This is a genomic window from Uliginosibacterium sp. 31-16, from assembly GCF_030730865.1.
Classification (GTDB): Bacteria; Pseudomonadota; Gammaproteobacteria; order Burkholderiales; family Rhodocyclaceae; genus Uliginosibacterium.
The window spans coordinates 1313659-1335639 of sequence record NZ_JAVALZ010000001.1 but is presented as its reverse complement, the minus strand read 5'-3'; the positions used below and the strand labels follow the sequence as shown (position 1 = coordinate 1335639).

Genomic DNA, 21981 nt, shown 5'->3' with positions numbered 1-21981 from the left:
TACAGCAAGCCATTGATTTGTATGTCTAATAATGTAGCTTAATGGCCGGTGAGGATCAATAAATGCTTAATGTAACTCACTCTTAATCAATTGGTCGTAGGTTCGAATCCTACTGCCCCTACCAAAATACAAAAAAGCCCGGTCTCTGAACCGGGCTTTTTTGTATTCCGACACAGCCATCAGACATCCCGTCCGGGCTCGTCCAGACTCAGTTTCTGTCCCCGACTCGCCTGCCAGCTGGCAAAGCTGGCCACGCAACCAATCCCGATGAAGACCGGCACTGCGCCAAACAACCCGGCTACTGCACCGTAAACCGAGGGGGCGGTCAGGCCCATGGAGTTGCCCATCATGGCCCGCAGCCCGGCGCCTTCGCCGGCCTTGCCTGCAGGCATGGCGCGGTAGATGAGGCTGAGGATGTTGGGCTGGCCGACGCCTGCGGCAAGACCGAAAATGAAGCCCAGGGTCGCCAGTACGTAACCATGCTCCGCCAGTGGCAAGAGCAGGAAGACCCCGGCCGTGAGGCCGAAGGCCAGCGTCATCATGCGCCATTCGGACAGGCGCCGTGACAACCAGGGCAGCAGGGCCCGCACGGCAAAGGTGCCAACGGCAAACGCCGACATGATCATGCCGATGGTGGTGGCCGTGAAGCCGCGCTCATTCCCGAGCACAGGGGTCATGAATGCAAACCCGTCGTACGCCATCGACACCGCCATGGCGAGGAGGTAGATGCGCAGCAGGCGCGGGTCCGTAAAAACCATGCGGACAACACTGCCACCGCCCGTACTGGAGGATTTGCGGGCACCACCCACTCCTCCCGGCACGTCGACACAGAAAGAGACCGCCAGACTGGCGCCGACGATCAGTGCCATCGCAGCGTAGGCGGCAGCGAAACCACCGTGGTCGATCATGAAGCCGGCCAACGCCGGACCGCCGACCGCAGCCACGGAATTTCCCATGCCCAGCCAGCCGAGCATGCCGACACGGTCACCTTCACGCTCGAAGGGCATGACACTCACCGCCACATTGGCGGCGAGCATGTAGCTGGCAAAACCGAAGCCGCAGACCACCGCCGCGGCCAGCACGGTGATCATGCTCGGCAGCAAGGCAGGGGCCAGCAGGCCGGCGACCATGATCAACTGGCTGGTGCGCATCACCCGGCGCGGCCCCACCTTGTCGATCCAGCGCCCCATCAGCAGGGAAAGCAGCGCGGGCAGCAGGCTGTAGCCGCTATAGGCGATCCCGGCCAGCGCCTCGGAACCGCCATGCTTGAGCATGAACAACGATGCGGCGATCCGCCCGCCCCCCAGCGTGACATGGGCCAGCATGGAAACCGCAATGAGGGAAAAGATCTGGATCTGGTTGCGCGAGAGCTGCATGGCAGCAATTCTAACATTGTCAGACAACTTCACCGAAGCTGACACTCAAGCGCGGGCATGAAGCCCGCAAGGAACTGCAGACTGCGCGGCACGATGCCTGAAGAGCAAGGCTGGACGTGCCTTTTCAGCCAGCGACGGCCTGCCTCTGCAGTGCGACGAGTTGCTGGATGCCCTGATCCGCCAACGCCAGCAAGCTGTCGAGTTCGCTGCGCGCAAACGGGCTGCCCTCTGCCGTGCCCTGCACTTCAACGAAGCCACCACCACCGGTCATCACCACGTTCATGTCGGTATCGCAGGCCGAGTCTTCCGGGTAATCCAGATCCAGCACGGCTTCGCCTTCGAACACACCGACCGAAATGGCGGCCACCCAGTCCTTGAGCGGGGAGGCGGGCAGTTTGCCGGCCGTCACCAGACCTTGCAGCGCGTCGTACAGCGCCACGCAGGCACCGGTGATGGACGCCGTACGGGTGCCACCATCAGCCTGCAACACATCACAATCGATAGTGATCTGGCGCTCGCCCAGGGCTTTCAGGTCGACCACGGCGCGCAGGCTGCGGCCGATCAGACGCTGGATTTCCTGCGTACGCCCGGTCTGCTTGCCTTTGGCCGCTTCGCGCGCCATCCGCGTATGTGTCGAACGCGGCAGCATGCCGTATTCCGCCGTCACCCAGCCCTCGCCCTTGCCGCGCAGGAAAGGCGGCACGCTTTCTTCGACCGAAGCGGTGCATAGCACCTTGGTGTTGCCAAACTCGATCAGCACCGAGCCTTCAGCGTGACAGGTGTAGTTGCGAGTGATGCGCACATCGCGCAGTTGGGCAGGCTTGCGGCTGGAGGGACGGGTCATGATGGAGGGCTGGAAAGTGAAAAGTGGTGAAATGGTAACGCGCAAATGAACGGGGGCGCTGCTGCGCCCCCGTTCATTTGCCACATCAGCACAACCCGGCTTACTTGCCCGGATCGAACTTGGAGTATTTCTGGATCGCCTGGTTGATCTCGTTGATCGCCGTTTCGATGTCCGAGTCGCTCAGATTGCCCGCCTCGGGACGGCTACGGGCAAAGCCCTCCATCTTGGTGGTAATCCCGTCGAGTGGCATGGTGTCGGTCGAGATCGTCGAGGCCTGCTCTTCTGCATAATCATCGTGCCAGCGCATCGCCAGCATCGACAGGTTGTCACAGGTCAGGCCACCATGGGCCTCGGCAAGGTCAAGCAGCCGCGGTGAGGAATCCAGAATGTTGGAGTCGCCCAGCCGGTCGGTGAAATCCTCCGGCGTCAGATTGCCCCAGACACCGTCCGAACAGATCGCGATCAGGTCGTTGGCGAACAGCGGCACCGGCGAAGAGAACTCGATCTGCGGCGAATGCGTGCCACCCAGACAGCTGAAGATGCGATTGCGGGCCGGGTGACGGGCTGCAGCCTCTTCGTCGATCAGCCCCTGATCAAGCATCATCTGCAGACGCGAGTGATCGCGTGTCTGCTGCACGATACGGCCACGGCGGATCAGGTACAGACGTGAATCACCGGCATGCGCCCAGAACGCCACGCTGTTCTGGATCAGACAGGCAACGATGGTGGTACGCGGCGCCTCGGGCAGGCTCTTGTCGAAGGCATAGTCCTGAATCGCGGCGTGAGCATTGCCCAGACAGCGCGACAGGAACATCAGCTCGTCCTGGATCATCGGCTTGGCAGCGCGCTGGAAGGATTCGATGATGTACTGCACCGCGATCTGCGCGGCGATCTCGCCGTGCAGGTGGCCGCCCATGCCGTCGGCCACGACCAGCAGCAGCGCTTCGCGCGTGTAGCTGTAGGCCACGCGATCCTGGTTGTTGGGGCGGGCGCCGGGACGGCTTTCCTGGTAGATCGTGAACTTCATGATTTACCCATCAAGATTCGCAAACGCTGGGCGATCTTGCCCAGCAAGGTGGTGGGGATTTCCTGCGCCACGAAACGCGTGCGCGTCAGCAATTCTTTTTGCAGGGCGTACACGCTCTGCGGCCGCTCCAGCGGGTTGATCAGCAGACACCAGTCGATGGTCTCCAGCAGATGCGGGGAATACTGGCCGGCCCAGCGCTTGACCGCCGGCTCCAGCAGATCCTTCTTGATGCGCTCATCCGAGCGCTGCGGCGCCACCCCGGCCAGACAGGCGTACATCGCCGCACCGGTGCTGTAGATGTCACTCCACGGGCCCAGATTTTCGCGATCCGTAAACTGCTCCGGCGGAGCAAAGCCGGGGGTGTACATCGGCTTGAGCATGGGCTGATCCTGCGCGAGGGTCTGACGCGCAGCACCGAAATCCAGCAACACCGGCGTGCCATCGTTACGCAGATAAATATTGGAGGGCTTGATATCCAGATGCAGCAACTTGTGCGAGTGCACCTCGCGCAAACCATTGAGCATGCGCGTGAACACCCCGCGGATGAAACGCTCCTTGATGTGGCCCTTGTTGCGCTGGATGAAGTCCTGCAGGGTGCGGCCACGCTCGAACTGCATGACCATATATACCGTGCCATTGGCACGGAAGAAATTCAGCACGCGCACCACGTTCGGATGCTGCAGCTTGGCGAGCGAACGCCCTTCTTCAAAGAAGCACTTCATGCCGTAGCGAAACGCAGCCTGATGCTCCTCATCGATCTGCGGCTCGATCTCGCCAGCCTTGCGCAGCGCCAGTGAATTCGGCAGATACTCCTTGATCGCGACCGGCTTGCCGTCCTGATCGGTCGCCAGATAGACGATCGAAAACCCGCCCAGACTGAGCTGCTGTTCGATGCGGTATTGCTCCAGCTGGAAGCCGGGTGGCAGAGCGCTATTAACTTGAGACGGCATGTATCCGGGCGTTATTATCCGAGTTCTAATCGATTTTCAGGCTTTGTCCGCGCTGTGTAAAGGCGGATCCGCCTGTACCTGGAAAGAATCCCGATGGTATTCAGCATGACCGGCTACGCGACGCTTACGCGCGACGTGGGCAACGCATCCCTCCAGATCGAACTGCGCAGCGTGAACTCGCGCTACCTCGATCTGGCCTTCCGCATCGTCGAAGAATTGCGCTTCGCAGAGCCTCTGGTGCGCGAGCAGATCAATGCCAGCGTATCACGCGGCAAGCTCGAATGCCGAATGTCTTTACAGGCAGTGGCGGCCAATACAACAGGGCTGACCATCAACAACAGCATGCTGGAGCAATTGAAAGTTGCCCAGGGCAAGGTGCGCGAAGTTTTCCCCGATGCGGCTACGCTCAGCACAGCCGAGATCCTGCGCTACCCCGGTGTACTGGCCGATGAAGGCCTGAAAAGCGACGAACTGGCCGGTGCTGTACAGGCCATCGCCAAGGCGGCACTCGAAGAGTTGCGCGCCTCGCGTGCCCGCGAAGGGGCGAAGCTCGTCACCAGCCTGCGTGAACGCGTCGCCCTGATCCGCGAGCGCGTGGCCGTGGCTACGCCCATCGTGCCCGCCGCCGTCGCCGAATACCGCGAGCGCCTGACCGCCCGCCTGCGCGAAGCCGTTGCCAGCCTTGATGAAGACCGCATCCGCCAGGAAGTTACCCTGTTCGCCCAGCGGGCTGACGTGGCCGAAGAAATCACCCGCCTTTCCGCTCATCTTGACGAAGTCGAGCGTGTGCTCGCCAAGGGTGGCGCAGTCGGCAAGCGTCTGGATTTCCTGATGCAGGAGCTCAATCGCGAGGCCAACACGCTCGGCTCCAAGGCAGTCTCCCCCCAGCTCACCGAAATTTCGGTCGACCTGAAGGTCTACATCGAACAGATGCGCGAGCAAGTGCAGAATCTGGAGTAAGCCATGGCGGGATCGCTGTTCATCGTCGCCGCGCCCTCCGGTGCCGGCAAAACCACGCTGGTGCGCGCCTTGCTGTCGCGCGATGCCGCCGTGCGCCTGTCCGTCTCCTTCACCACCCGGGCTCCACGGGATGGCGAGGTCAATGGCGTCGCCTATAACTTCACCAGCGTGCCGGACTTTCTGGCCCGGCGGGATCGGGGCGAATTCCTCGAATGGGCCGAAGTGCATGGCAATTACTACGCCACTTCGCGCAACTGGCTCGAAGAACAACTGGCCGCCGGCCACGATGTGCTGCTCGAAATCGACTGTCAGGGGGCTGCGCAGGTGCGCCAGATCTTCCCGCAGGCGGTCAGCATCTTCATCCTGCCGCCCAGCTTCGAGGTGCTGGAGAGCCGCCTGCGCGGCCGCGGTACGGACAGCGAAGAGGTCATTACCCGGCGCCTTGTCGGGGCCCGTGACGAAATGCAGCAGGTGGATCAGTTCGACTACGTTATAATTAACAATGACTTGCAAGTTGCGCTCGACGAGCTCTCAACCGTCGTCCGTGCCGCACGCCTGCGCACCCCCCTGATCCGGGTGCGCTACCCGCAAAGTTTTCTCCCTGCTGTCTGATTAGAAAAAGGAAATACCATGGCCCGCATCACAGTCGAAGATTGTCTGCACACGATCACCAACCGCTTTGAACTGACTCTGGCGGCCACTTACCGTGCACGCCAGCTCACCGCGGGCAACACTCCGCTGGTCGAGGCTGATCGCGACAAACCTTGTGTGGTGGCCCTGCGTGAAATCGCTGCCGGCAAGGTCGGCCGCGAAATGCTCAACCGCAGCCAGTCCTGACAGCGCCCTCAGGGGCTACGCACAACGAGACGGAGAGCATGATGGAGCCCAGCCCCCTTGCCGACCCGACCGTTACGCGAGCCCCTGCCAGCCTGACCGACTTCTCGGGCAGCACGCCTGCACCAGGCGAGTTTGTTGAGGCAGTCGAATTCGCCCGTCTGCGCACGCAGGCTGCGCGTTACCTCAAACAGGAAGATCTGGAACGCCTCGAAGCCGCCTATGCGCTAGCCTCGCAGGCGCATACCGGCCAGTTCCGCATCAGCGGCGAGCCTTATGTCTCGCATCCACTGGCAGTCACCGAAATCCTCTCGCAGTGGCATCTTGACGCTCAGGCCCTGATCGCCGGCCTGCTCCACGATGTGATGGAAGACAGCGATGTCACCAAGAGTGACATTGAAGCCCGTTTCGGCAAGACCGCCGCCGAGCTGGTCGATGGCGTTTCCAAGCTCGACCGCATCGAATTCAAGACCTATCAGGAAGCGCAGGCCGAGAACTATCGCAAGATGTTCCTCGCCATGGCACGCGACGTACGCGTCATCCTGATCAAGCTCGCCGATCGCCTGCACAACATGCGCACGCTGGATGCCGTGCGCCCGGACAAGCGTCGCCGCATCGCCCGCGAGACGCTGGAAATCTTCGCGCCGATTGCCAATCGCCTCGGCCTGAACACCTTGTATCGCGAGCTGCAGGAACTCTCGTTCAAGAACACCTACCCGCTGCGCTACCGGGTACTGGCCCAGGCCCTGCGCACCGTGCGTGGCGACCGCCGCGAACTGGTCGCCAAGCTGATGACCAACATGCGCGAACGCCTGCCGGCCTGGGGCGTGGATGCCGAAGTGTATGGCCGCGAGAAACACCTGTTCGGCATCTATCGCAAGATGCTGGAAAAGCATCTGTCCTTCGAGCAGGTGCTGGATATCTACGGTTTCCGCATCCTGGTGAAAGACATTGCCAGCTGCTATCTGGCGCTGGGTGCGCTGCACGAGCTGTACAAACCGGTGCCGGGCAAGATGAAGGATTACATCGCCCTGCCCAAAGCCAACGGCTACCAGTCACTGCACACCACGGTGATCGGTCCGCAAGGACTGCCGGTCGAGGTGCAGATTCGCACCAGCGAGATGCATGCGGTCGCCGAATCCGGTGTCGCCTCGCACTGGCTGTACAAGGAAGATACGGCCGAGTCGCTCACCGATCTGCAGCGCAAGACCCACAACTGGCTGCAGTCCCTGCTCGAACTGCAATCCACCTCGGGTGACTCCTCGGAATTCCTCGAGCATGTGAAGATCGACCTGTTCCCCGGCGACGTATTCGTGTTCACCCCGGCCGGTCAGATCCGCAACCTGCCGCGTGGCGCCACCGCCGTCGATTTCGCCTACGCAGTGCACACCGATGTGGGCAACCGCTGCGTGGCCTGCAAGATCAACGGCGAGATGCGCCCGCTGCGCACCGAACTGAAGAACGGCGATCAGGTCGAAATCACCACCGCTCAGCACGCTCACCCGAATCCGGCCTGGCTGTCCTACGTACGCACTGGCAAGGCGCGCGCTGAGATCCGTCACTTCCTCAAGACCGTGCAACAGGAAGAGGCCACCCACCTGGGCGAACGCCTGCTGTCGCAGTCCATGCGCCATCTCGGTCTGCATCTGGCGGACATCGGCACCATCGCCTGGGAACGCTTCCTCAAGGAATTCTCCAGCAAGGCACGCGACGACATCTTTACCGACATCGGTCTGGGCAAGCGCATGGCAGCCGTCGTGGCCCGTCGTCTCGCCGATCTGCGGGATGAACAGGCCGCCGCCGATGGCGAAGTGACGCCGAGCAAACCGCGTGCGCCCACGCCGATCCTGATCCAGGGTGGCGAAGGCATGGCGGTGCAGATGGCGCGCTGCTGCAGCCCGATCCCCGGTGACCCGATCGTGGGTCTGTTGAAGAAGGGCCAGGGGCTGGAGGTGCATCTGAATGACTGCCCGGTATTGACGCGCAATCACTCGGCCGAGCGCGATCGCTGGATCGATGTGGAATGGGAAGCCGGCAGCGAGCGCCTGTTTGACGTCGGCATCCGCGTCCTGATCCATCACCGCCGCGGCGTGCTGGCTCGGGTGGCCGCCACGATTGCCGATCAGGAAGCCAACATCCAGAATGTGAACATGGAAAGCGAGCGCGGCGCTGACACCATCATCCATTTCACCATCCAGGTGAAGAACCGCCCTCACCTGGCCCGCATCATGCGCGCAGTGCGCCACATCCCCGACGTGGTGCGCATCGTGCGCGAACGCAGCGGCGACAACAAGATCGCCGGCAAACGCTGAAATCACTACCAAGAGAGAGAACCATGCCCTACGTGTCCGACTTCACGAAATTCATCAACGGCTGGCTGAAGCAGCATCCCGAAGAGCTCGACGAGCAGCAGAAAGGCCGCGCCCTGTGGTGGGACAAACCGCAGGACCCCGCCGTGCAGCAGGCCAATGCCGAATCGAAAGTCGCACAGAAACCCTATCCTTACTTTTCGCAGAACTGAGCCTGCTCACAGGGAGTGGACAGCCGGAAGTGGAAAGTGGGAAACCCAGCTCCGTAACCCGACTCCCGACTACCCACTCTCCACTCCCCACTATCGATGCACCTGCCCCGCCTTGCCATCGTCGACCTGGAAACCACCGGTGCCGACCCCAGCCGTGACCGCATCACCGAAATCGCCATCCTGATCACCGAGGGTGAAGAACTCATCGAGCAGTGGAGCACGCTGGTCAATCCGGGCATGCCGATTCCGCAACGCATTCAGGAGCTGATCGGCATCACCGACGAGATGGTGGCCGCCGCGCCTCCCTTTGAACAGCTCGCAGAGCAAGTACTGGCGCGGCTTTCCGACGTGGTCTTCGTGGCTCATAACGTACGCTTCGATTACAACTTCCTGCGTGCCGCCTTCGAACGCCTCGACATGCAGTGGACGACGCCGGTGCTGTGCACGGTGAAATTCTCGCGCGCGCTTGATCCCGAATTCCCGCGCCACGGCCTGGATGCGTTGATCGAGCGCCACGGCTACACCATCGATGCCCGCCACCGCGCGCTGGATGACGCCAAGATCGTCTGGCGCTTCCTCTCCGATTCGCTTCGACGCGCCGATGCCGAACGCCTGCAAAAGGCCTGGGACAAGGCGCACTCCTCGGCCAGCAACAACGTGCCGCGCCTGCCGCGCGGCGACCTGGAAGCCCTGCCGGATTCGCCCGGCGCCTGGGTCTATCGCAGCGCCACCGGCCAGTTGCTGGACATCGGCTGCGCCCGCGACCTGCGCTCGCAGGTGCTCGGCTTCTTCACGGCACTGCGCCCCAGCGCCAAGAACAAGAAGATCGCTGCCGCCGTACACGACGTGGAAACCTGGCCTTGCGCCGGCGAGCTCGGCGCGCAGCTGAAGGAATTGCAGCTCGTGCGCAGCCTGCGCGAACAGCCTGCCACCCGCGCCTTCGGCTGGCGCTGGTTGCGCCGTGCCACCCAGCCGCCGGTGCTGCGTCTGACGGATCTGCTCGGCAGTGACCCGGCAGACTGGCAGGATGTGTTCGGCTGCCTGCGCGGAGAACGCGAGGCCACGATTGCCCTGCAGGAGCTGGCCCGCCAGCACCGACTATGCGCCACGCGCCTCGGCCTGGAGCAGGGCGGCGGCCCTTGTCAGGGCGTGCATCTGGGGCGCTGCGCCGGCGTCTGTGTAGGGCGTGAGGCCACCGAAATTCACGATGCCCGGCTCGCCACCGCGCTGGCCGCGCTGAGTATGAAGCCCTGGCCCTTTGCCGGCCGGATTCTGGTGCGCGAGCATCACGCCGGCAGCCAGCGCAGCGCCACCCATGTTTTCGATCAGTGGTGCCTGCTGGGCAGCGCGCAGGACGAAGGCACACTCGCTAGCCTGCTGGAGGATTCGCCCGCGCGCCACTTCGACGTCGACATCTACCGCATCATCAACCGCTGGCTGGCCGCGCCCGAACATCTCGCGCAGGTTCAGGCCCTGTAAGCGACGCACCCTGAAGAGCCGCATGTGGCGGGCCTCTTCAGCCAGCTACCTCGCTCAGCCTTGTCCGACAACACTCTTCCGGCATATCTCTCGCAGAGCAAGGCGCGGTGCGGCTCAGCGCGCACGCGCCAGCCAGACTCCCAACGACGCCAGGGCCATGCCGAGCAGCGCCAGCGCGCCCAGCCGCTCATCGAACAAGGCCCAGGCGCACAGTGCCGTCACCGCGGGCGTCAGGTAGAACAGGCTCGTCACCTTCACCGCCGAGCCGCGCCGGATCAGCAGGTTGAGCACGCTGACCGCGCCGACGGACAGCATCACCACCAGCCACAGCAAGGCGAACACGAAAGAGCCGCTCCACTCGATGGGCTTCGGCTCGAAATGCAATGCCAGCGGCAAGGTCACCACAAGACTCGCCGCAAACTGGATCACGGCCCCGCTGCGCAGATCGAAGCTCGGGCAGAAGCGTTTCTGGTAAAGCGTGCCCAGCGTGATGCCCAGCAGGGCGATCACGGCCGGCCACAGCGCCGACCACGCCCATGGGTTGCCCAGCCCCGGCGCGCGGCTATTGGTCACCACCAGCACTACACCGACAAAGCCCAGCGCCAGCCCCTGCCACTGGCGGCGGGACACCACCTCGCCCAGCAAACAGCCGGCAGACAGCGCCGTCAGGATGGGTTGCAGACCCACGATCAGGGCCGTCAATGCCGCCGGCAAGCCCAGCTGGATCGCCACGAAAACCCCGCCCAGATAGGTCGCCTGCATCAGCACACCGGCCACCGCAATGTGCGCAACCCGGCGCCCGTCCTGCGGCCAGGGCGCGCGGAAGATCAGCGCAGCAAGGCCCATCAGCACGATCACCAGGGTGTAGCGGGCGCACAGGAAATGCAAGGCATCGGCATACGGCAGGCCATATTTGGCACCGACGAAACCGGTGCTCCAGAGCAGGACAAACACCGGCGCCAGAAAACGTTCAAGCATGCTGCAACTTTCAAAGAGACAAGAAAAAGGCGACGCCGCGCGTCGCCTTCAGAGATAAAACCATCCGGACGTTTTCACTCGTCCATCACCGCCGAGGTGTACACCTCCTGCACGTCATCCAGGATTTCCAGCATGTCGAGCAGCTTCTGCATGCGCACGGCGTCATCTCCGCTCAGCTCGGTCTCGTTCAGCGCCTTCATGGTCACTTCGCCGAACTCGGCCTTGAAACCGGCGGCTTCCAGCGCTTCCTTCACGGCAGTGAATTCCCACGGGCCGGTGATCACCTCGATCGAGCCGTCGTCATTCGCCACCACGTCTTCGGCGCCCGCTTCGAGGCCGGCTTCCATCAGCGCATCCTCATCGGTGCCGGGCGCGAACAGCAAGGTGCCACAGTGCTTGAACTGGAAGGCCACGCTGCCGTCGGTGCCGAGGTTGCCACCGTACTTGCTGAAGGCATGGCGCACATCCGCCACGGTCCGCACCTTGTTGTCGGTCAGGCAATCCACCATCACTGCGGCGCCGCCGATGCCGTAGCCTTCGTAGCGCGCTTCTTCGTACACCACGCCTTCAAGCTGACCGGTACCGCGCTTGATGGCGTTCTCGATGTTGTCCTTCGGCAAGGACTCGGCCTTGCCCTTTTCCACCGCCAGGCGCAAGCGCGGGTTGCTGCCCAGATCGCCACCGCCGAGTTTCGCGGCAACGGTGATTTCCTTGATCAGCTTGGTGAATACCTTGCCCCGCTTGGCGTCCTGACGCCCCTTGCGATGCTGGATATTGGCCCACTTGGAATGACCGGCCATGATTTCCCCTGTAAAAATTCAGAATACGTACAAAGGTCTGGATTATACAACCGCCGATCAGCCGCCCGGCAGCCTGCCTGGCCGGGCCTGCTAGATTGAAGGACATTCGATGCGGAGATAGACCATGACCCGATTGTTTGGCGCCCTGATCTGCGCCTGTACCCTGTTCGCGCAGACGGCGCTTGCCGCTGATACGGTGAGTTTCAGCTTTGCCGGCTGCACCGATTCACGCGACAAGCCGGTCGCCAGCCAGGCCGACCCGGCGCTCGCCGTGCTGGTGGAAACCCGTCTGGTAGAAGGCAACCGGGTGATTTTCTACAACCCCAGCCGCCTGCCCCAGTTGCTGCCCGAGACACGCGCCTTTCTGTATGCCCACGAGTGCGCCTGGACGCGCCTGGGCATGCCCATTGATCTTGACCGCAGTGTCGAGAATGCCCGCCGCGCCGATTGCTGGGCGGTTGACACCCTCACCCGCTCGAAGCTGATCAAGGCCGGCGCCCTCGAAGCCATCGAGATGGATCTGGCCATGGCCAGCACCGACAGCGCCTCGCAACTGCCCAGCCCGAGCCGCGAACTCAAGCTCGCTGCCTGCGCCGGCGGCAAAGTCCTGAGCAGTCCCGCCTCCAGGAGCAAAGGCACGGTCCTCGAAATGGGCAGTGCCACCGCCAGCCCGGCCTGGAACGCCTGCGTGCTCGGCTGCGGCAACAAACTGTTTGCCTGTGGCCGTGGCAGCAGCTGCCAGAGCAGCTTCGACCAGTGCAAGGCCGGCTGCAACGGCAAGTAAGGTTTTTGTAGCATCCCCCCCTGATTTGGGCGCGTATATCGCGCCCGTTTTTTTGCCCTGGCCGCACAGAAGGCCGACGGTAGAAGGTATAAACCCGATCATTCACATCTCGCGCCCTGATGGATAATCCGGGTTGAATACGTTTCTTGCACGGAGAGACCAACATGACCGCCCCCCTCGTCATCGCCCGCAGCGGCGACACCGAAATTGCCCTGCTGCCCCAGTTCGCCAACCGCCACGGCCTGATCACCGGCGCCACCGGTACTGGCAAGACCGTCACCCTGCAAAAGCTCGCTGAATCTTTCGCCAACATCGGCGTGCCGGTGTTCATGGCGGATGTGAAGGGCGATCTGTCCGGCCTCGGAGCCGCGGGCGAGCTGAAGCCGAAGCTACAGGAGCGGCTGGACATGCTCGGCGTGAAGGACTGGGAGCCGTCCAAGTTCATGACCACGCTGTGGGACGTGTTCGGTGAACAGGGCCATCCGGTGCGCGCCACGATTTCAGACATGGGCCCGCTGCTGATCGGGCGCCTGTTGTCGCTCAACGAAACCCAGGCCGGCGTGCTGCAGATCGTGTTCAAGGTGGCCGATGACAACGGCCTGCTGCTGCTCGATCTGAAAGACCTGCGCGCCATGGTGCAGTGGATCGGCGAGAACGCCCGCGAACTGACGACGAAATACGGCAACGTGTCCGCCGCCAGTATCGGCGCCATCCAGCGCGGCCTGCTGACGCTGGAAGAACAGGGCGCCGGCAAGTTCTTCGGCGAACCGATGCTCAACATCATGGATCTGATGCAGACCGATCCGCAGGGCCGCGGCGTCATCAACATCCTCGCCGCCGACAAGCTCTACAACGCGCCCAAGCTCTACGCCAGCTTCCTGCTGTGGATGCTCGCCGAGCTGTTCGAGCAACTTCCCGAGGCCGGCGATCTGGACAAGCCCAAGCTGGTGTTCTTCTTCGACGAAGCACATCTGCTGTTCAACGATGCGCCCGCGGCGCTGCTCGAAAAGATCGAACAGGTCGTGCGCCTGATCCGCTCCAAGGGCGTCGGCATTTACTTCGTCACCCAGAATCCGCTCGACGTGCCGGACAGCGTACTCGGCCAGCTCGGAAATCGGGTGCAGCACGCATTGAGAGCCTTCACCCCGCGCGACCAGAAGGCCGTCAAGGTCGCCGCCGAAACCATGCGCGCCAACCCGAAATTCAGCACCGAAGCGGCGATCACCGAACTGGGCGTCGGCGAAGCGCTGATCTCCTTCCTCGACGCGAAAGGCACGCCCTGCATCGTCGAGCGCGCCTTCGTGTTGCCACCCGCCTCGCGCATCGGCCCGATGAGCGCCGACGAGCGCAACGCGGCGATCAACAACTCGCTGGTCTACGGCGCCTACGAAGAAGCGCTGGACCGCGAATCCGCCTTTGAGAAGCTGCGTGCGGCCCCCTCGGTAAGCGGCACCCAGCAAGGCTCTGCAGGCAACCAGCCCGGACAGGTCCAGCCCGCGCCGCAAAGCGAGGGGGGTGGCCTGCTAGGCGGGCTGGGCGGCGCTCTTGGCGGCATCCTCTTCGGCACCACCGGCCCGCGCGGCGGTCGCCACGACGGCCTCGCCCAGACTGCCGCCAAATCCATGACCCGAACCATCGGCAGTGCCGTCGGCCGCGAGATCGTTCGCGGCGTACTCGGTTCGATTCTGGGCGGGCGTCGGTGACGCGTTGCGAAACACCGGGGACTGAGCGCTGAGGAAAGTCAGCGGAGCTCGCGTTTGCAGCCCGGTGGTTTCCGCCCGAAGTGCGGGAACCACCAAGCCTGCGTTCCCTGCTACCAAGCCTCAGCCGGAAGACACCCTCAGCCTCTCTCCGGCCAGCCCCAATCCCCATGCGGCTGTCCGGGCAGGCGGGCTGTTTTCGGGATTTCTTCCTCGTTCTTGTTGTGTGCAGCAGGCATAATCCAGCCTGTCATTGATCCCTCACGCGAGCACCCAGCATGGCCAGCAGCAATCCCCTGATCCCGCCGTTCTGGACGCGGGTGCCGCGTTTCTTCCTGTTTCCGCTGACGCCCTCGGTGCTGTGGCGGGTGGTGGTGTTCGCTGCGCTGCCGGCACTCGGGGCGTTTGCCACCAGCCTGCCAGCCATGATGGTGTGCATCGGCGGCCTGTCGCTGCTGAGCTGGGTGTTCCTGCTGCGCTTCGGCAGCCGGGTCCTGTCGGAGACTTCGCTGGGTCGCCTGTCACCCACGCAGTATTCGCCGCTGCCGGACGAGACTCTGGCGCACATGCCGTACAAGATCATGGGACTGTTCATCATCCCGGGTTTCGCGGTGGGTCTGGTGGCGGGCCTGTTCGGCGAAGGCATGGGCATGCTGGCGAATTTCGCGGTGATGCTGATCACGCCGGCGGCGCTGATGGCACTGGTGACGAGCCGCAGCCTGAGCACCGGCCTGAATCCGGCGGCGGGCTGGAGCCTGATCAGCGGCATCGGCGCGCCTTATCTGCTGCTGTGCATATTCCTGTATTTCCTGTCGACGGGCCAGATGTTCCTGATGTTCAAGGTCTTCGAGAGCTCACTGCTGCCCATGCTGCAGAAGTGGGGCGAGTTGCAGGTGACTCTGCAGCAGGCGATGGCGTCGCAGGATGAAGTGGCCTTCACGGCCGCCATGGAAGCTTCGCAGAAGCTCTTCGCCAACCTGCGTCCGCGTCTGGCAGGATCGGTCTGGCTAATCACTGGCGTGGCCATGCACTTCACGCTGATCGCCTTCAACATGCTGGGCTACGTGCTGTACCAGTTCCATGAACAGCTGGGGCTGGATGTGGAAGTGCTGCCCGGCCGGCGCGGGGGCTCAGCCGCTGCCAAGGCCAAGGAAGATCCGGACTCGGCACGCATCACGGAGTTTCTGGCCGAGGGCATGGTCGATCAGGCGCTGGAAATCGCCTATGAGGCGCAGCGCCTGGACCCGGAGAATACGGCCGCGCAGGAACGTTACAACAAGCTACTGCACCTGGCGGGCAAGGATGAGCGCCTGCTCAACCACAGCCAGAAACTGATTCCGCTGCTGTTGCGCAAGGAGCAGCGGCGCAATGCGCTGGATGCCTGGAAGCGCTGCCGCGAGAAGCAGCCGGAATTCCGCCCGGAAGACGCGGCGACCGTGCTGCAACTGGCCGAAGCGGCACGCCATGCGCGCGAACCGAAGCTGGCGATGGAGATCCTCAACGGTTTCGACAAGGCTTTCCGCAACAGCCCTCTGCTGGCCGAGGTGTATTTCCTCGGTGGCCAGATCCTGTGCGAAGACCTGAATCAGGACGAACTGGCCGAGCGTTTCTTCGTGACACTGGCCAACCGCTTCCCTGATCATCCGCGCGTGGAGGAGTCACAACGCTTGCGCCAGATCATCGCGCGCATGCGTCAGCGCGCTGAACCAGCCTGACGGAAGCTCGCCGCCAAGGCCGCCTAATCCAGCAGCTCGGCTTCCAGCTTGCCGAGCTCTTCTTCCACCGTTCCGTGCTGGGCAAAGTTTCGGTGGGCCTTGGCGTACCAGTAGCCGGCATTGTCCAGATCACCCTCATGGATATGCAGGATGCCGTGCAACCATGACCCCAGAAGGGAATCATCGGCCTGAGCCATCTCATGCGCCCGGGCCCAGTTGCCACTGCGGGCGTGTTTGACTGCGTGACGAAGATTGATCATTTCGATTGGCTCCTGATCGGGTGATCCTGCGACAATTCTGGCACACCAAAAAATACTTGCCGGATTCCCCAGCCATGTCGCACCCGTATATCCGCATTCGCGGCGCCCGCCAGAACAACCTCAAGAACCTCTCGCTCGACATCCCGCTCGGTGAGCTGGTGGTCGTCACCGGCCCCTCAGGCTCAGGCAAGAGCTCACTGGTTTTCGACACGCTCTATGCCGAGGGCCAGCGCCGCTACGTCGAGACCTTCTCGCCCTACGCGCGGCAGTTCCTCGACCGCATGGACAAGCCGCAGGTCGACGCCATCGAGGGCGTGCCGCCGGCGATCGCCATCGACCAGAGCAATCAGGTGCGCACTTCGCGCTCCACGGTCGGCACCATGACCGAGCTGGCCGATTACCTGAAGCTGCTCTACGCCCGCGCCAGCCACCTGTATTGCAAGGGCTGCGGTGCCAAGGTCGAGAAAGAAACGCCGCAGACTCTCCTCGCCACGCTGGCCACGCGCTGCCCGCAGCATGAGGACCCGCGTCTGGCCATCGTCGCGCCCCTGCCGGTTCCCGAGAATTTCACGGTCGAAGAAATGCGCGGCCATCTGGAGCGTCAGGGCTTCACACGCATCACCGAAGATGGCAAACGCATTCTGGTGACGGTGGATCGCTTCCGCTTTGGCAATGCCGAAACTGCGCGCGTCAGCGAAGCGCTGGAGGCCGCGCTGAAACTCGGCAACGGCAAGCTGGAAGTGCATCTGGGCGGCGAAGCCCTGATCGATGCACTCGCCGGGCAAGTCTGGAAGTTCTCCGCCGACCTGCACTGCGCCGAGTGCGACATCCACTACAGCGCACCCACCTCGGCCAACTTTTCGTTCAACTCCGCCGTCGGCGCCTGCGAGACCTGCAAGGGTTTCGGCCGCGTGATTGGCATCGACCCCGGCCTGATCGTGCCGGACGAATCGAAGACGCTCGCCGGTGGTGCGGTGAAGCCCTGGCAGAGCGAGAGCTACAAGGAATGTCAGGACGACCTGATGAAGATGTGCCGCCTACGCGGCGTGGCCACCGACATCGCCTGGTGCGATCTGCCCGCAGAACATCGGCATTGGGTCATGGAAGGCGAGCCCGAGTTCAAGAGCTGGCAACGCTCCTGGCCGAAATACTGGTACGGCGTGCGCAGCTTCTTCGACTGGCTGGAAACCAAGGCCTACAAGATGCACATCCGCGTGCTGCTCAGCCGCTACCGCGCCTACACCGACTGCCCGGCCTGCGCGGGTGCGCGCCTGAAGACGGATTCGCTGCTCTGGCGCGTGGGCTCGAAAGAGCAGGCTGACGCCGCGCTCGGCACGCAACGGCGACGCTTCCGCCCCAAGGGTATGCGTCTGGCCGACGAGCAACTGCAAGCCCTGCCCGGCCTGTCGCTGCACGACGCGATGAGCCTGCCGATCGAACGCGCGCGCGATTTCTTCCGCGAGCTGCAGATAGAAGGCAGCGCGGGCGACGCGGTCGATCTGGTGATGAACGAGATCCGTGGGCGGCTCAGCTACCTGTGCGAGGTGGGCCTCGGCTACCTCACGCTGGACCGCCAGAGCCGCACACTCTCGGGCGGCGAGGTGCAGCGCATCAATCTGACCACCGCACTGGGCACCTCACTGGTGAACACGCTCTTTGTGCTCGACGAGCCCTCCATCGGCCTGCACCCGCGCGACATCGACCGCATCAACGGCGTGATGCGGCGGCTGCGCGACGCCGGCAACTCGCTGGTGGTGGTGGAACACGACCCGGCCGTAATGCTCAATGCCGATCGCATTGTCGACATCGGCCCCGGCCCCGGTGCGGCTGGCGGCAACATCGTATTCAACGGCACACCGGACGAGCTGCGCGCCCGCACCGACACCCTTACAGCGCAATATCTGGGCGGTCACAAGCAGGTCGACGCCGGCCTCATTCGCCAGAAGGTCGAAGTTAAAACCCCGCGCCTCAAGCTGCTCGGCGCCACGGCCAACAACCTGAAAAATGTGGACCTCTCCATCCCGCTGGGGCGGCTGGTCTGCGTCACCGGCGTATCCGGTTCCGGGAAATCCACGCTGATTCAGGACGTGCTGTGGCCGGCGCTGAAGAAGGCCAAGGGCGAAGCCACCGAAGCTCCGGGCGCGTTTGCGAAACTTGTCGGCGAAGACCTGATCGAAGCCATTGTCATGGTCGATCAGAGCCAGATCGGCAAGACCACGCGCTCCAACCCGGCCAGCTACGTCGGCGCCTTCGACGTGATCCGCAAGCGCTTCGCGGCTCTGCCCGATGCCGAACAGCGCGGCTACACCGCCGGCACCTTCTCCTTCAACTCCGGCGACGGCCGCTGCCCCACCTGCGGCGGCAATGGCTTCGAGCACGTCGAGATGCAGTTCCTCTCCGACGTGTATCTGCGCTGCCCGGATTGCGACGGCAAACGCTACCGCCCGGAGATTCTTGAGCTGCAACTACAAGGCAAGAACATCGCCAAGGTGCTGGAACTGACCTGTGCCGATGCGCTGAACTTCTTCGCCGGTGACAAGGATCTGGTGCGCGCCATCCAGCCGCTGGTGGACGTCGGCCTCGATTACCTCACCCTCGGCCAGCCAGTGCCCACGCTCTCCGGCGGCGAAGCGCAGCGCCTCAAGCTAGCCGGGCATCTGGCGGAATACGCGGCGAAATCCTCGAAGAAGAAAGCCTCCACCAAAGGCAGCCTGTTCCTCTTCGATGAACCGACCACCGGCCTGCACTTCGGCGATATCGTGAAGCTGCTGCGCGCCTTGCGCGCGCTGGTCGATGCCGGTAACACCGTACTGGTCGTCGAACACAATCTGGATGTCATGCGTGCAGCCGATTGGCTGATCGACCTCGGCCCGGAAGGCGGCGACGCTGGCGGCGAGATTCTCGTTGCCGGCACGATTGATGACCTGATCGCCGAGCCGCGTTCGCATACCGGGCGGGCGCTGGCGGAATACCGGCTCGATGCGACGCCCCTCAAGGCTGCCGAACCGCGCGTACGCTACCTGCCGGTGGAGGCACCCGACACCATCCAGATCACCCACGCCCGCGAGCACAACCTCAAGAACGTCTCGCTGGCGATCCAGCACAACAAGTTCACCGTGGTCACCGGCGTGTCCGGCTCGGGCAAATCCACGCTGGCGTTTGACATCCTGTTTGCCGAAGGCCAGCGCCGCTATCTCGAATCGCTGAACGCCTACGCGCGCCAGTTCGTGCAGCCGGCGAGCAAGCCGGATGTGGATGCGATCCACGGCATTCCACCTACCGTGGCGATCGAACAGCGCACCAGCCGCGGCGGGCGCAAGAGCACCGTCGGCACGCTCACCGAGGTGCATCACTTCCTGCGCCTGCTCTTCGTGAAGCTCGGCACTCAGCATTGCCCGGACTGCAACTGCGCGATCGAACCGCAGAGTCAGGACGCCATCGCCGCACGCCTGCTGCGCGACTATCGCGGCCACAAGATCGGCCTGCTCGCCCCGCTGGTGGTCAATCGCAAAGGCCTGTACACCGAGCTGGCACGCTGGGCCAAGAACAAGGGCTACACCCATCTGCGCGTCGACGGCGAGTTTCTGCCGGTCTCGCCCTGGCCACGCCTGGACCGCTTCAAGGAACACAATATCGAGCTACCGGTATGCGATGTGGATGTGCATGCCAACCACGAAGCCGAGCTGCGCGAGAAACTCGCCGACGCGCTGGGCATCGGCAAGGGCACGATCCGCGTGATCACGCCAGAGGGTGGCGACGCGGTATTCTCCACCCTGCGCGCCTGCCCGAGTTGCGGCACCAGCTTCCCGGAACTCGACCCGCGCCTCTTCTCCTACAATTCCAAGCACGGCTGGTGCGAGAGCTGCTGCGGCACCGGCGTGGAGATTCCGAAATGGATGAAGGACCCGGAGGTCGACGTCGCCGAAATGGAATTCGCCGGGCTCGATGACGAGGACGGCGCGGAAGTCGAATGCCGCAGCTGCCACGGCGAACGCCTGAATCCGGTGGCGCGCGCGGTGCGCTATCGCGACGTATCAATCACCGGCTACAGCAAGCGTTCGGTCAACGCGCTGGGCGAATGGGTGAATGGTCTGCAGCTCGAAGGCCGCGAAGCCGGCATCGGCCGCGACATCATCAGCGAGCTCAAGCACCGCCTCGCCTTCCTGCACGACGTGGGCCTCGGCTACCTCGCGCTGGATCGCGCCGCGCCCACGCTCTCCGGCGGCGAGGCCCAGCGTATCCGTCTGGCATCGCAGCTCGGCAGCAATCTGCGCGGCGTGTGCTATGTGCTCGACGAACCTTCCATCGGCCTCCACCCGCGTGACAACGGCGTACTGCTGGACATGCTCGAAGCATTGCGCGCCAAGGGCAACACGGTGGTGGTGGTGGAGCACGACGAAGAAACCATCCGCCGCGCCGACGAAGTACTGGACCTCGGCCCCGGCGCCGGCACGCGCGGCGGGCGCCTGATCGCGCAAGGCACGGCGGCACAGCTGATCGCCTCAAACGATTCGGTCACCGGCCAATGCCTGCGCGAGCCGCTGCAGCACCCGCTGCACAGCCGCGCTGCGCCTGCCTCTGCAGATCCCTTCATCGAACTCGTCGGTGGCACGCTGCACAACCTGCAGAACGTGGCCGTGCGTGTGCCGCTGAATCGCCTGACGGTGGTCACCGGCGTGTCCGGCTCGGGCAAATCCACGCTGGCGCGCGATGTGCTGCACGCCAACCTGAAACGCCTGATCGGCGGCGACGAAGACGAGAAGGCCACGCCCGCCGGGCGCAAATCCGCCAAGCCGATGCCGCGCACCGAGAAGCTTGCCAGCGGCATACAGGGCTGCGCGTCGATCACCGGCTGGCAAGCAGTCGGCCGCGTGCTCGAAGTGGACCAGACGCCGATCGGCAAGACGCCGCGCAGTTGTCCTGCCACCTACGTCGGCTTCTGGGACGAGATCCGCAAGCTCTTCGCCAACACCGAGACCGCCAAGCTGCGTGGCTGGCAAGCCGCACGCTTCTCCTTCAACACCGGCGACGGACGCTGCCCGAGCTGCGAAGGCGCGGGCGTGCAGACCGTGGCGATGAGCTTCCTGCCGGACGTGAAAGTGCATTGCGAAGTCTGCGATGGCGCGCGTTTCAACGCCGACACCCTCACCGCCCTGTGGCGCGAGAAGAGCATCGCGCAGGTGCTGGCGATGGAAGTCGACGAAGCCGTCGAGTTCTTCGCCGCGCATCCCAAGGTTTCCCATCCGCTTCGTCTGCTGCAGGACGTGGGCCTCGGCTACCTCACGCTGGGTCAGGCCTCGCCGACGCTCTCCGGTGGCGAAGCGCAGCGCATCAAGCTGGTCACCGAGCTGGCGAAAGTGAAGACCGACCCGGCCGCACGCGCCTCGAAGTTCAAGAGCCCGCACACGCTCTACGTGCTGGACGAGCCCACTGTCGGATTGCACATGGCCGACGTGGCGAAGCTGATCACCGTGCTGCATCGCCTCGTTGAAGCCGGCAACACCGCGCTGGTCATCGAGCACGATCTGGACGTGATGGCCGAAGCCGACTGGCTGATCGACATGGGGCCCGAAGGCGGCGATGAGGGCGGCCGCGTGGTGTATGAAGGCCCGCTGGCGGGAGTGCTGAAAACCAAAACCCACACCGGCAAGGCGCTGCAGGTTTTCCTGAAACGCAACAAGCGCTGATGCCTGAAGAGCGGCTTGCGGCGGACCTCGGCAGACAGTCTGCCTGCCGAGGCGCATGCAGCAAGC

Annotated in this window: 17 protein-coding genes; 10 read left to right on the top strand and 7 right to left on the bottom strand. The window is 63.7% G+C overall.

Annotated features, from left to right (window positions below):
- Window positions 1–179 precede the first annotated feature (179 nt).
- The 4 genes from Q9Q94_RS06145 to Q9Q94_RS06130 all read right to left on the bottom strand — a co-directional run bounded on the left by Q9Q94_RS06145 (window position 180) and on the right by Q9Q94_RS06130 (window position 4197).
- Window positions 180–1376 (bottom strand): MFS transporter, encoded by a 1197-nt coding sequence (locus Q9Q94_RS06145; protein WP_305979141.1) that lies wholly within the window; start codon window positions 1374–1376, stop codon window positions 180–182.
- A gap of 124 nt (window positions 1377–1500) precedes the next feature.
- On the bottom strand, window positions 1501–2220 hold the full coding sequence (gene rph, locus Q9Q94_RS06140) for a ribonuclease PH (protein ID WP_305979140.1): 720 nt from the start codon (window positions 2218–2220) through the stop codon (window positions 1501–1503).
- Window positions 2221–2320: 100 nt separating this feature from the next.
- Complete coding sequence (locus Q9Q94_RS06135; RefSeq protein ID WP_305979139.1) at window positions 2321–3247, bottom strand: PP2C family serine/threonine-protein phosphatase; 927 nt, start codon at window positions 3245–3247, stop codon at window positions 2321–2323.
- Complete coding sequence (locus Q9Q94_RS06130) at window positions 3244–4197, bottom strand: serine/threonine-protein kinase (protein WP_305979138.1); 954 nt, start codon at window positions 4195–4197, stop codon at window positions 3244–3246. The genes Q9Q94_RS06135 and Q9Q94_RS06130 overlap by 4 nt, the downstream gene beginning before the upstream one ends.
- 93 nt (window positions 4198–4290) lie before the next feature.
- Here Q9Q94_RS06130 and Q9Q94_RS06125 point away from each other — a divergent pair, with 93 nt between their 5' ends.
- From Q9Q94_RS06125 to Q9Q94_RS06100, 6 genes are all read left to right on the top strand, one after another.
- Complete coding sequence (locus tag Q9Q94_RS06125; RefSeq protein WP_305979137.1) at window positions 4291–5157, top strand: YicC/YloC family endoribonuclease; 867 nt, start codon at window positions 4291–4293, stop codon at window positions 5155–5157.
- Between the two features lie 3 nt (window positions 5158–5160).
- Complete coding sequence (gmk, locus tag Q9Q94_RS06120) at window positions 5161–5769, top strand: guanylate kinase (RefSeq protein ID WP_305979136.1); 609 nt, start codon at window positions 5161–5163, stop codon at window positions 5767–5769.
- Window positions 5770–5787: 18 nt separating this feature from the next.
- Window positions 5788–5994: a DNA-directed RNA polymerase subunit omega gene (gene rpoZ / locus Q9Q94_RS06115; RefSeq protein WP_305979135.1), complete on the top strand. Its 207-nt coding sequence runs from the start codon at window positions 5788–5790 to the stop codon at window positions 5992–5994.
- 41 nt (window positions 5995–6035) lie between these two features.
- A complete protein-coding gene (locus Q9Q94_RS06110; protein WP_371929830.1) occupies window positions 6036–8303 on the top strand; it encodes a bifunctional (p)ppGpp synthetase/guanosine-3',5'-bis(diphosphate) 3'-pyrophosphohydrolase in 2268 nt (755 codons plus the stop codon).
- A 23-nt stretch (window positions 8304–8326) separates the two neighbouring features.
- The gene (locus Q9Q94_RS06105) at window positions 8327–8512 is read left to right on the top strand and encodes a DUF3460 family protein (RefSeq protein WP_305979133.1); all 186 of its coding nucleotides are present in this window, start codon (window positions 8327–8329) and stop codon (window positions 8510–8512) included.
- 96 nt (window positions 8513–8608) lie between these two features.
- On the top strand, window positions 8609–9991 hold the full coding sequence (locus Q9Q94_RS06100) for an exonuclease domain-containing protein (protein ID WP_305979132.1): 1383 nt from the start codon (window positions 8609–8611) through the stop codon (window positions 9989–9991).
- A 114-nt stretch (window positions 9992–10105) separates the two neighbouring features.
- Here the strand turns inward: Q9Q94_RS06100 and Q9Q94_RS06095 are convergent, their stop codons facing one another.
- Together Q9Q94_RS06095 and Q9Q94_RS06090 are read right to left on the bottom strand one after the other, a co-directional pair.
- Window positions 10106–10969, bottom strand: a complete 864-nt coding sequence (locus Q9Q94_RS06095; protein WP_305979131.1) for a DMT family transporter — start codon at window positions 10967–10969, stop codon at window positions 10106–10108.
- Between the two features lie 74 nt (window positions 10970–11043).
- Window positions 11044–11769 carry a YebC/PmpR family DNA-binding transcriptional regulator gene (locus tag Q9Q94_RS06090; RefSeq protein WP_305979130.1) on the bottom strand — a complete coding sequence of 242 codons (726 nt, stop codon included), beginning with the start codon at window positions 11767–11769 and terminating at the stop codon, window positions 11044–11046.
- A gap of 124 nt (window positions 11770–11893) precedes the next feature.
- Between Q9Q94_RS06090 and Q9Q94_RS06085 the strand changes: the two genes are divergently transcribed.
- The 3 genes from Q9Q94_RS06085 to Q9Q94_RS06075 all read left to right on the top strand — a co-directional run bounded on the left by Q9Q94_RS06085 (window position 11894) and on the right by Q9Q94_RS06075 (window position 15968).
- Window positions 11894–12553 carry a hypothetical protein gene (locus Q9Q94_RS06085; protein ID WP_305979129.1) on the top strand — a complete coding sequence of 220 codons (660 nt, stop codon included), beginning with the start codon at window positions 11894–11896 and terminating at the stop codon, window positions 12551–12553.
- 164 nt (window positions 12554–12717) lie between these two features.
- Window positions 12718–14256 (top strand): helicase HerA-like domain-containing protein, encoded by a 1539-nt coding sequence (locus Q9Q94_RS06080; RefSeq protein ID WP_305979128.1) that lies wholly within the window; start codon window positions 12718–12720, stop codon window positions 14254–14256.
- A gap of 275 nt (window positions 14257–14531) precedes the next feature.
- Window positions 14532–15968 carry a hypothetical protein gene (locus tag Q9Q94_RS06075; RefSeq protein WP_305979127.1) on the top strand — a complete coding sequence of 479 codons (1437 nt, stop codon included), beginning with the start codon at window positions 14532–14534 and terminating at the stop codon, window positions 15966–15968.
- Window positions 15969–15991: 23 nt separating this feature from the next.
- Here Q9Q94_RS06075 and Q9Q94_RS06070 read toward each other — a convergent pair whose 3' ends face one another.
- Window positions 15992–16228, bottom strand: coding sequence for a hypothetical protein (locus Q9Q94_RS06070; RefSeq protein ID WP_305979126.1), 237 nt, complete (start codon window positions 16226–16228; stop codon window positions 15992–15994).
- Window positions 16229–16302: 74 nt separating this feature from the next.
- Between Q9Q94_RS06070 and uvrA the strand changes: the two genes are divergently transcribed.
- Complete coding sequence (uvrA, locus tag Q9Q94_RS06065) at window positions 16303–21915, top strand: excinuclease ABC subunit UvrA (protein WP_305979125.1); 5613 nt, start codon at window positions 16303–16305, stop codon at window positions 21913–21915.
- Window positions 21916–21981: the final 66 nt, after the last annotated feature.

Excerpts from the sequence above, each read along its gene's own strand:
- Q9Q94_RS06145 (WP_305979141.1), bottom strand. The coding sequence starts at position 1,376 with ATGCAGCTCTCGCGCAACCAGATCCAGATCTTTTCCCTCATTGCGGTT.
- rph (WP_305979140.1), bottom strand. The coding sequence starts at position 2,220 with ATGACCCGTCCCTCCAGCCGCAAGCCTGCCCAACTGCGCGATGTGCGC.
- Q9Q94_RS06135 (WP_305979139.1), bottom strand. The coding sequence starts at position 3,247 with ATGAAGTTCACGATCTACCAGGAAAGCCGTCCCGGCGCCCGCCCCAAC.
- Q9Q94_RS06130 (WP_305979138.1), bottom strand. The coding sequence starts at position 4,197 with ATGCCGTCTCAAGTTAATAGCGCTCTGCCACCCGGCTTCCAGCTGGAG.
- Q9Q94_RS06125 (WP_305979137.1), top strand. The coding sequence starts at position 4,291 with ATGGTATTCAGCATGACCGGCTACGCGACGCTTACGCGCGACGTGGGC.
- gmk (WP_305979136.1), top strand. The coding sequence starts at position 5,161 with ATGGCGGGATCGCTGTTCATCGTCGCCGCGCCCTCCGGTGCCGGCAAA.
- rpoZ (WP_305979135.1), top strand. The coding sequence starts at position 5,788 with ATGGCCCGCATCACAGTCGAAGATTGTCTGCACACGATCACCAACCGC.
- Q9Q94_RS06110 (WP_371929830.1), top strand. The coding sequence starts at position 6,036 with ATGGAGCCCAGCCCCCTTGCCGACCCGACCGTTACGCGAGCCCCTGCC.
- Q9Q94_RS06105 (WP_305979133.1), top strand. The coding sequence starts at position 8,327 with ATGCCCTACGTGTCCGACTTCACGAAATTCATCAACGGCTGGCTGAAG.
- Q9Q94_RS06100 (WP_305979132.1), top strand. The coding sequence starts at position 8,609 with ATGCACCTGCCCCGCCTTGCCATCGTCGACCTGGAAACCACCGGTGCC.
- Q9Q94_RS06095 (WP_305979131.1), bottom strand. The coding sequence starts at position 10,969 with ATGCTTGAACGTTTTCTGGCGCCGGTGTTTGTCCTGCTCTGGAGCACC.
- Q9Q94_RS06090 (WP_305979130.1), bottom strand. The coding sequence starts at position 11,769 with ATGGCCGGTCATTCCAAGTGGGCCAATATCCAGCATCGCAAGGGGCGT.
- Q9Q94_RS06085 (WP_305979129.1), top strand. The coding sequence starts at position 11,894 with ATGACCCGATTGTTTGGCGCCCTGATCTGCGCCTGTACCCTGTTCGCG.
- Q9Q94_RS06080 (WP_305979128.1), top strand. The coding sequence starts at position 12,718 with ATGACCGCCCCCCTCGTCATCGCCCGCAGCGGCGACACCGAAATTGCC.
- Q9Q94_RS06075 (WP_305979127.1), top strand. The coding sequence starts at position 14,532 with ATGGCCAGCAGCAATCCCCTGATCCCGCCGTTCTGGACGCGGGTGCCG.
- Q9Q94_RS06070 (WP_305979126.1), bottom strand. The coding sequence starts at position 16,228 with ATGATCAATCTTCGTCACGCAGTCAAACACGCCCGCAGTGGCAACTGG.
- uvrA (WP_305979125.1), top strand. The coding sequence starts at position 16,303 with ATGTCGCACCCGTATATCCGCATTCGCGGCGCCCGCCAGAACAACCTC.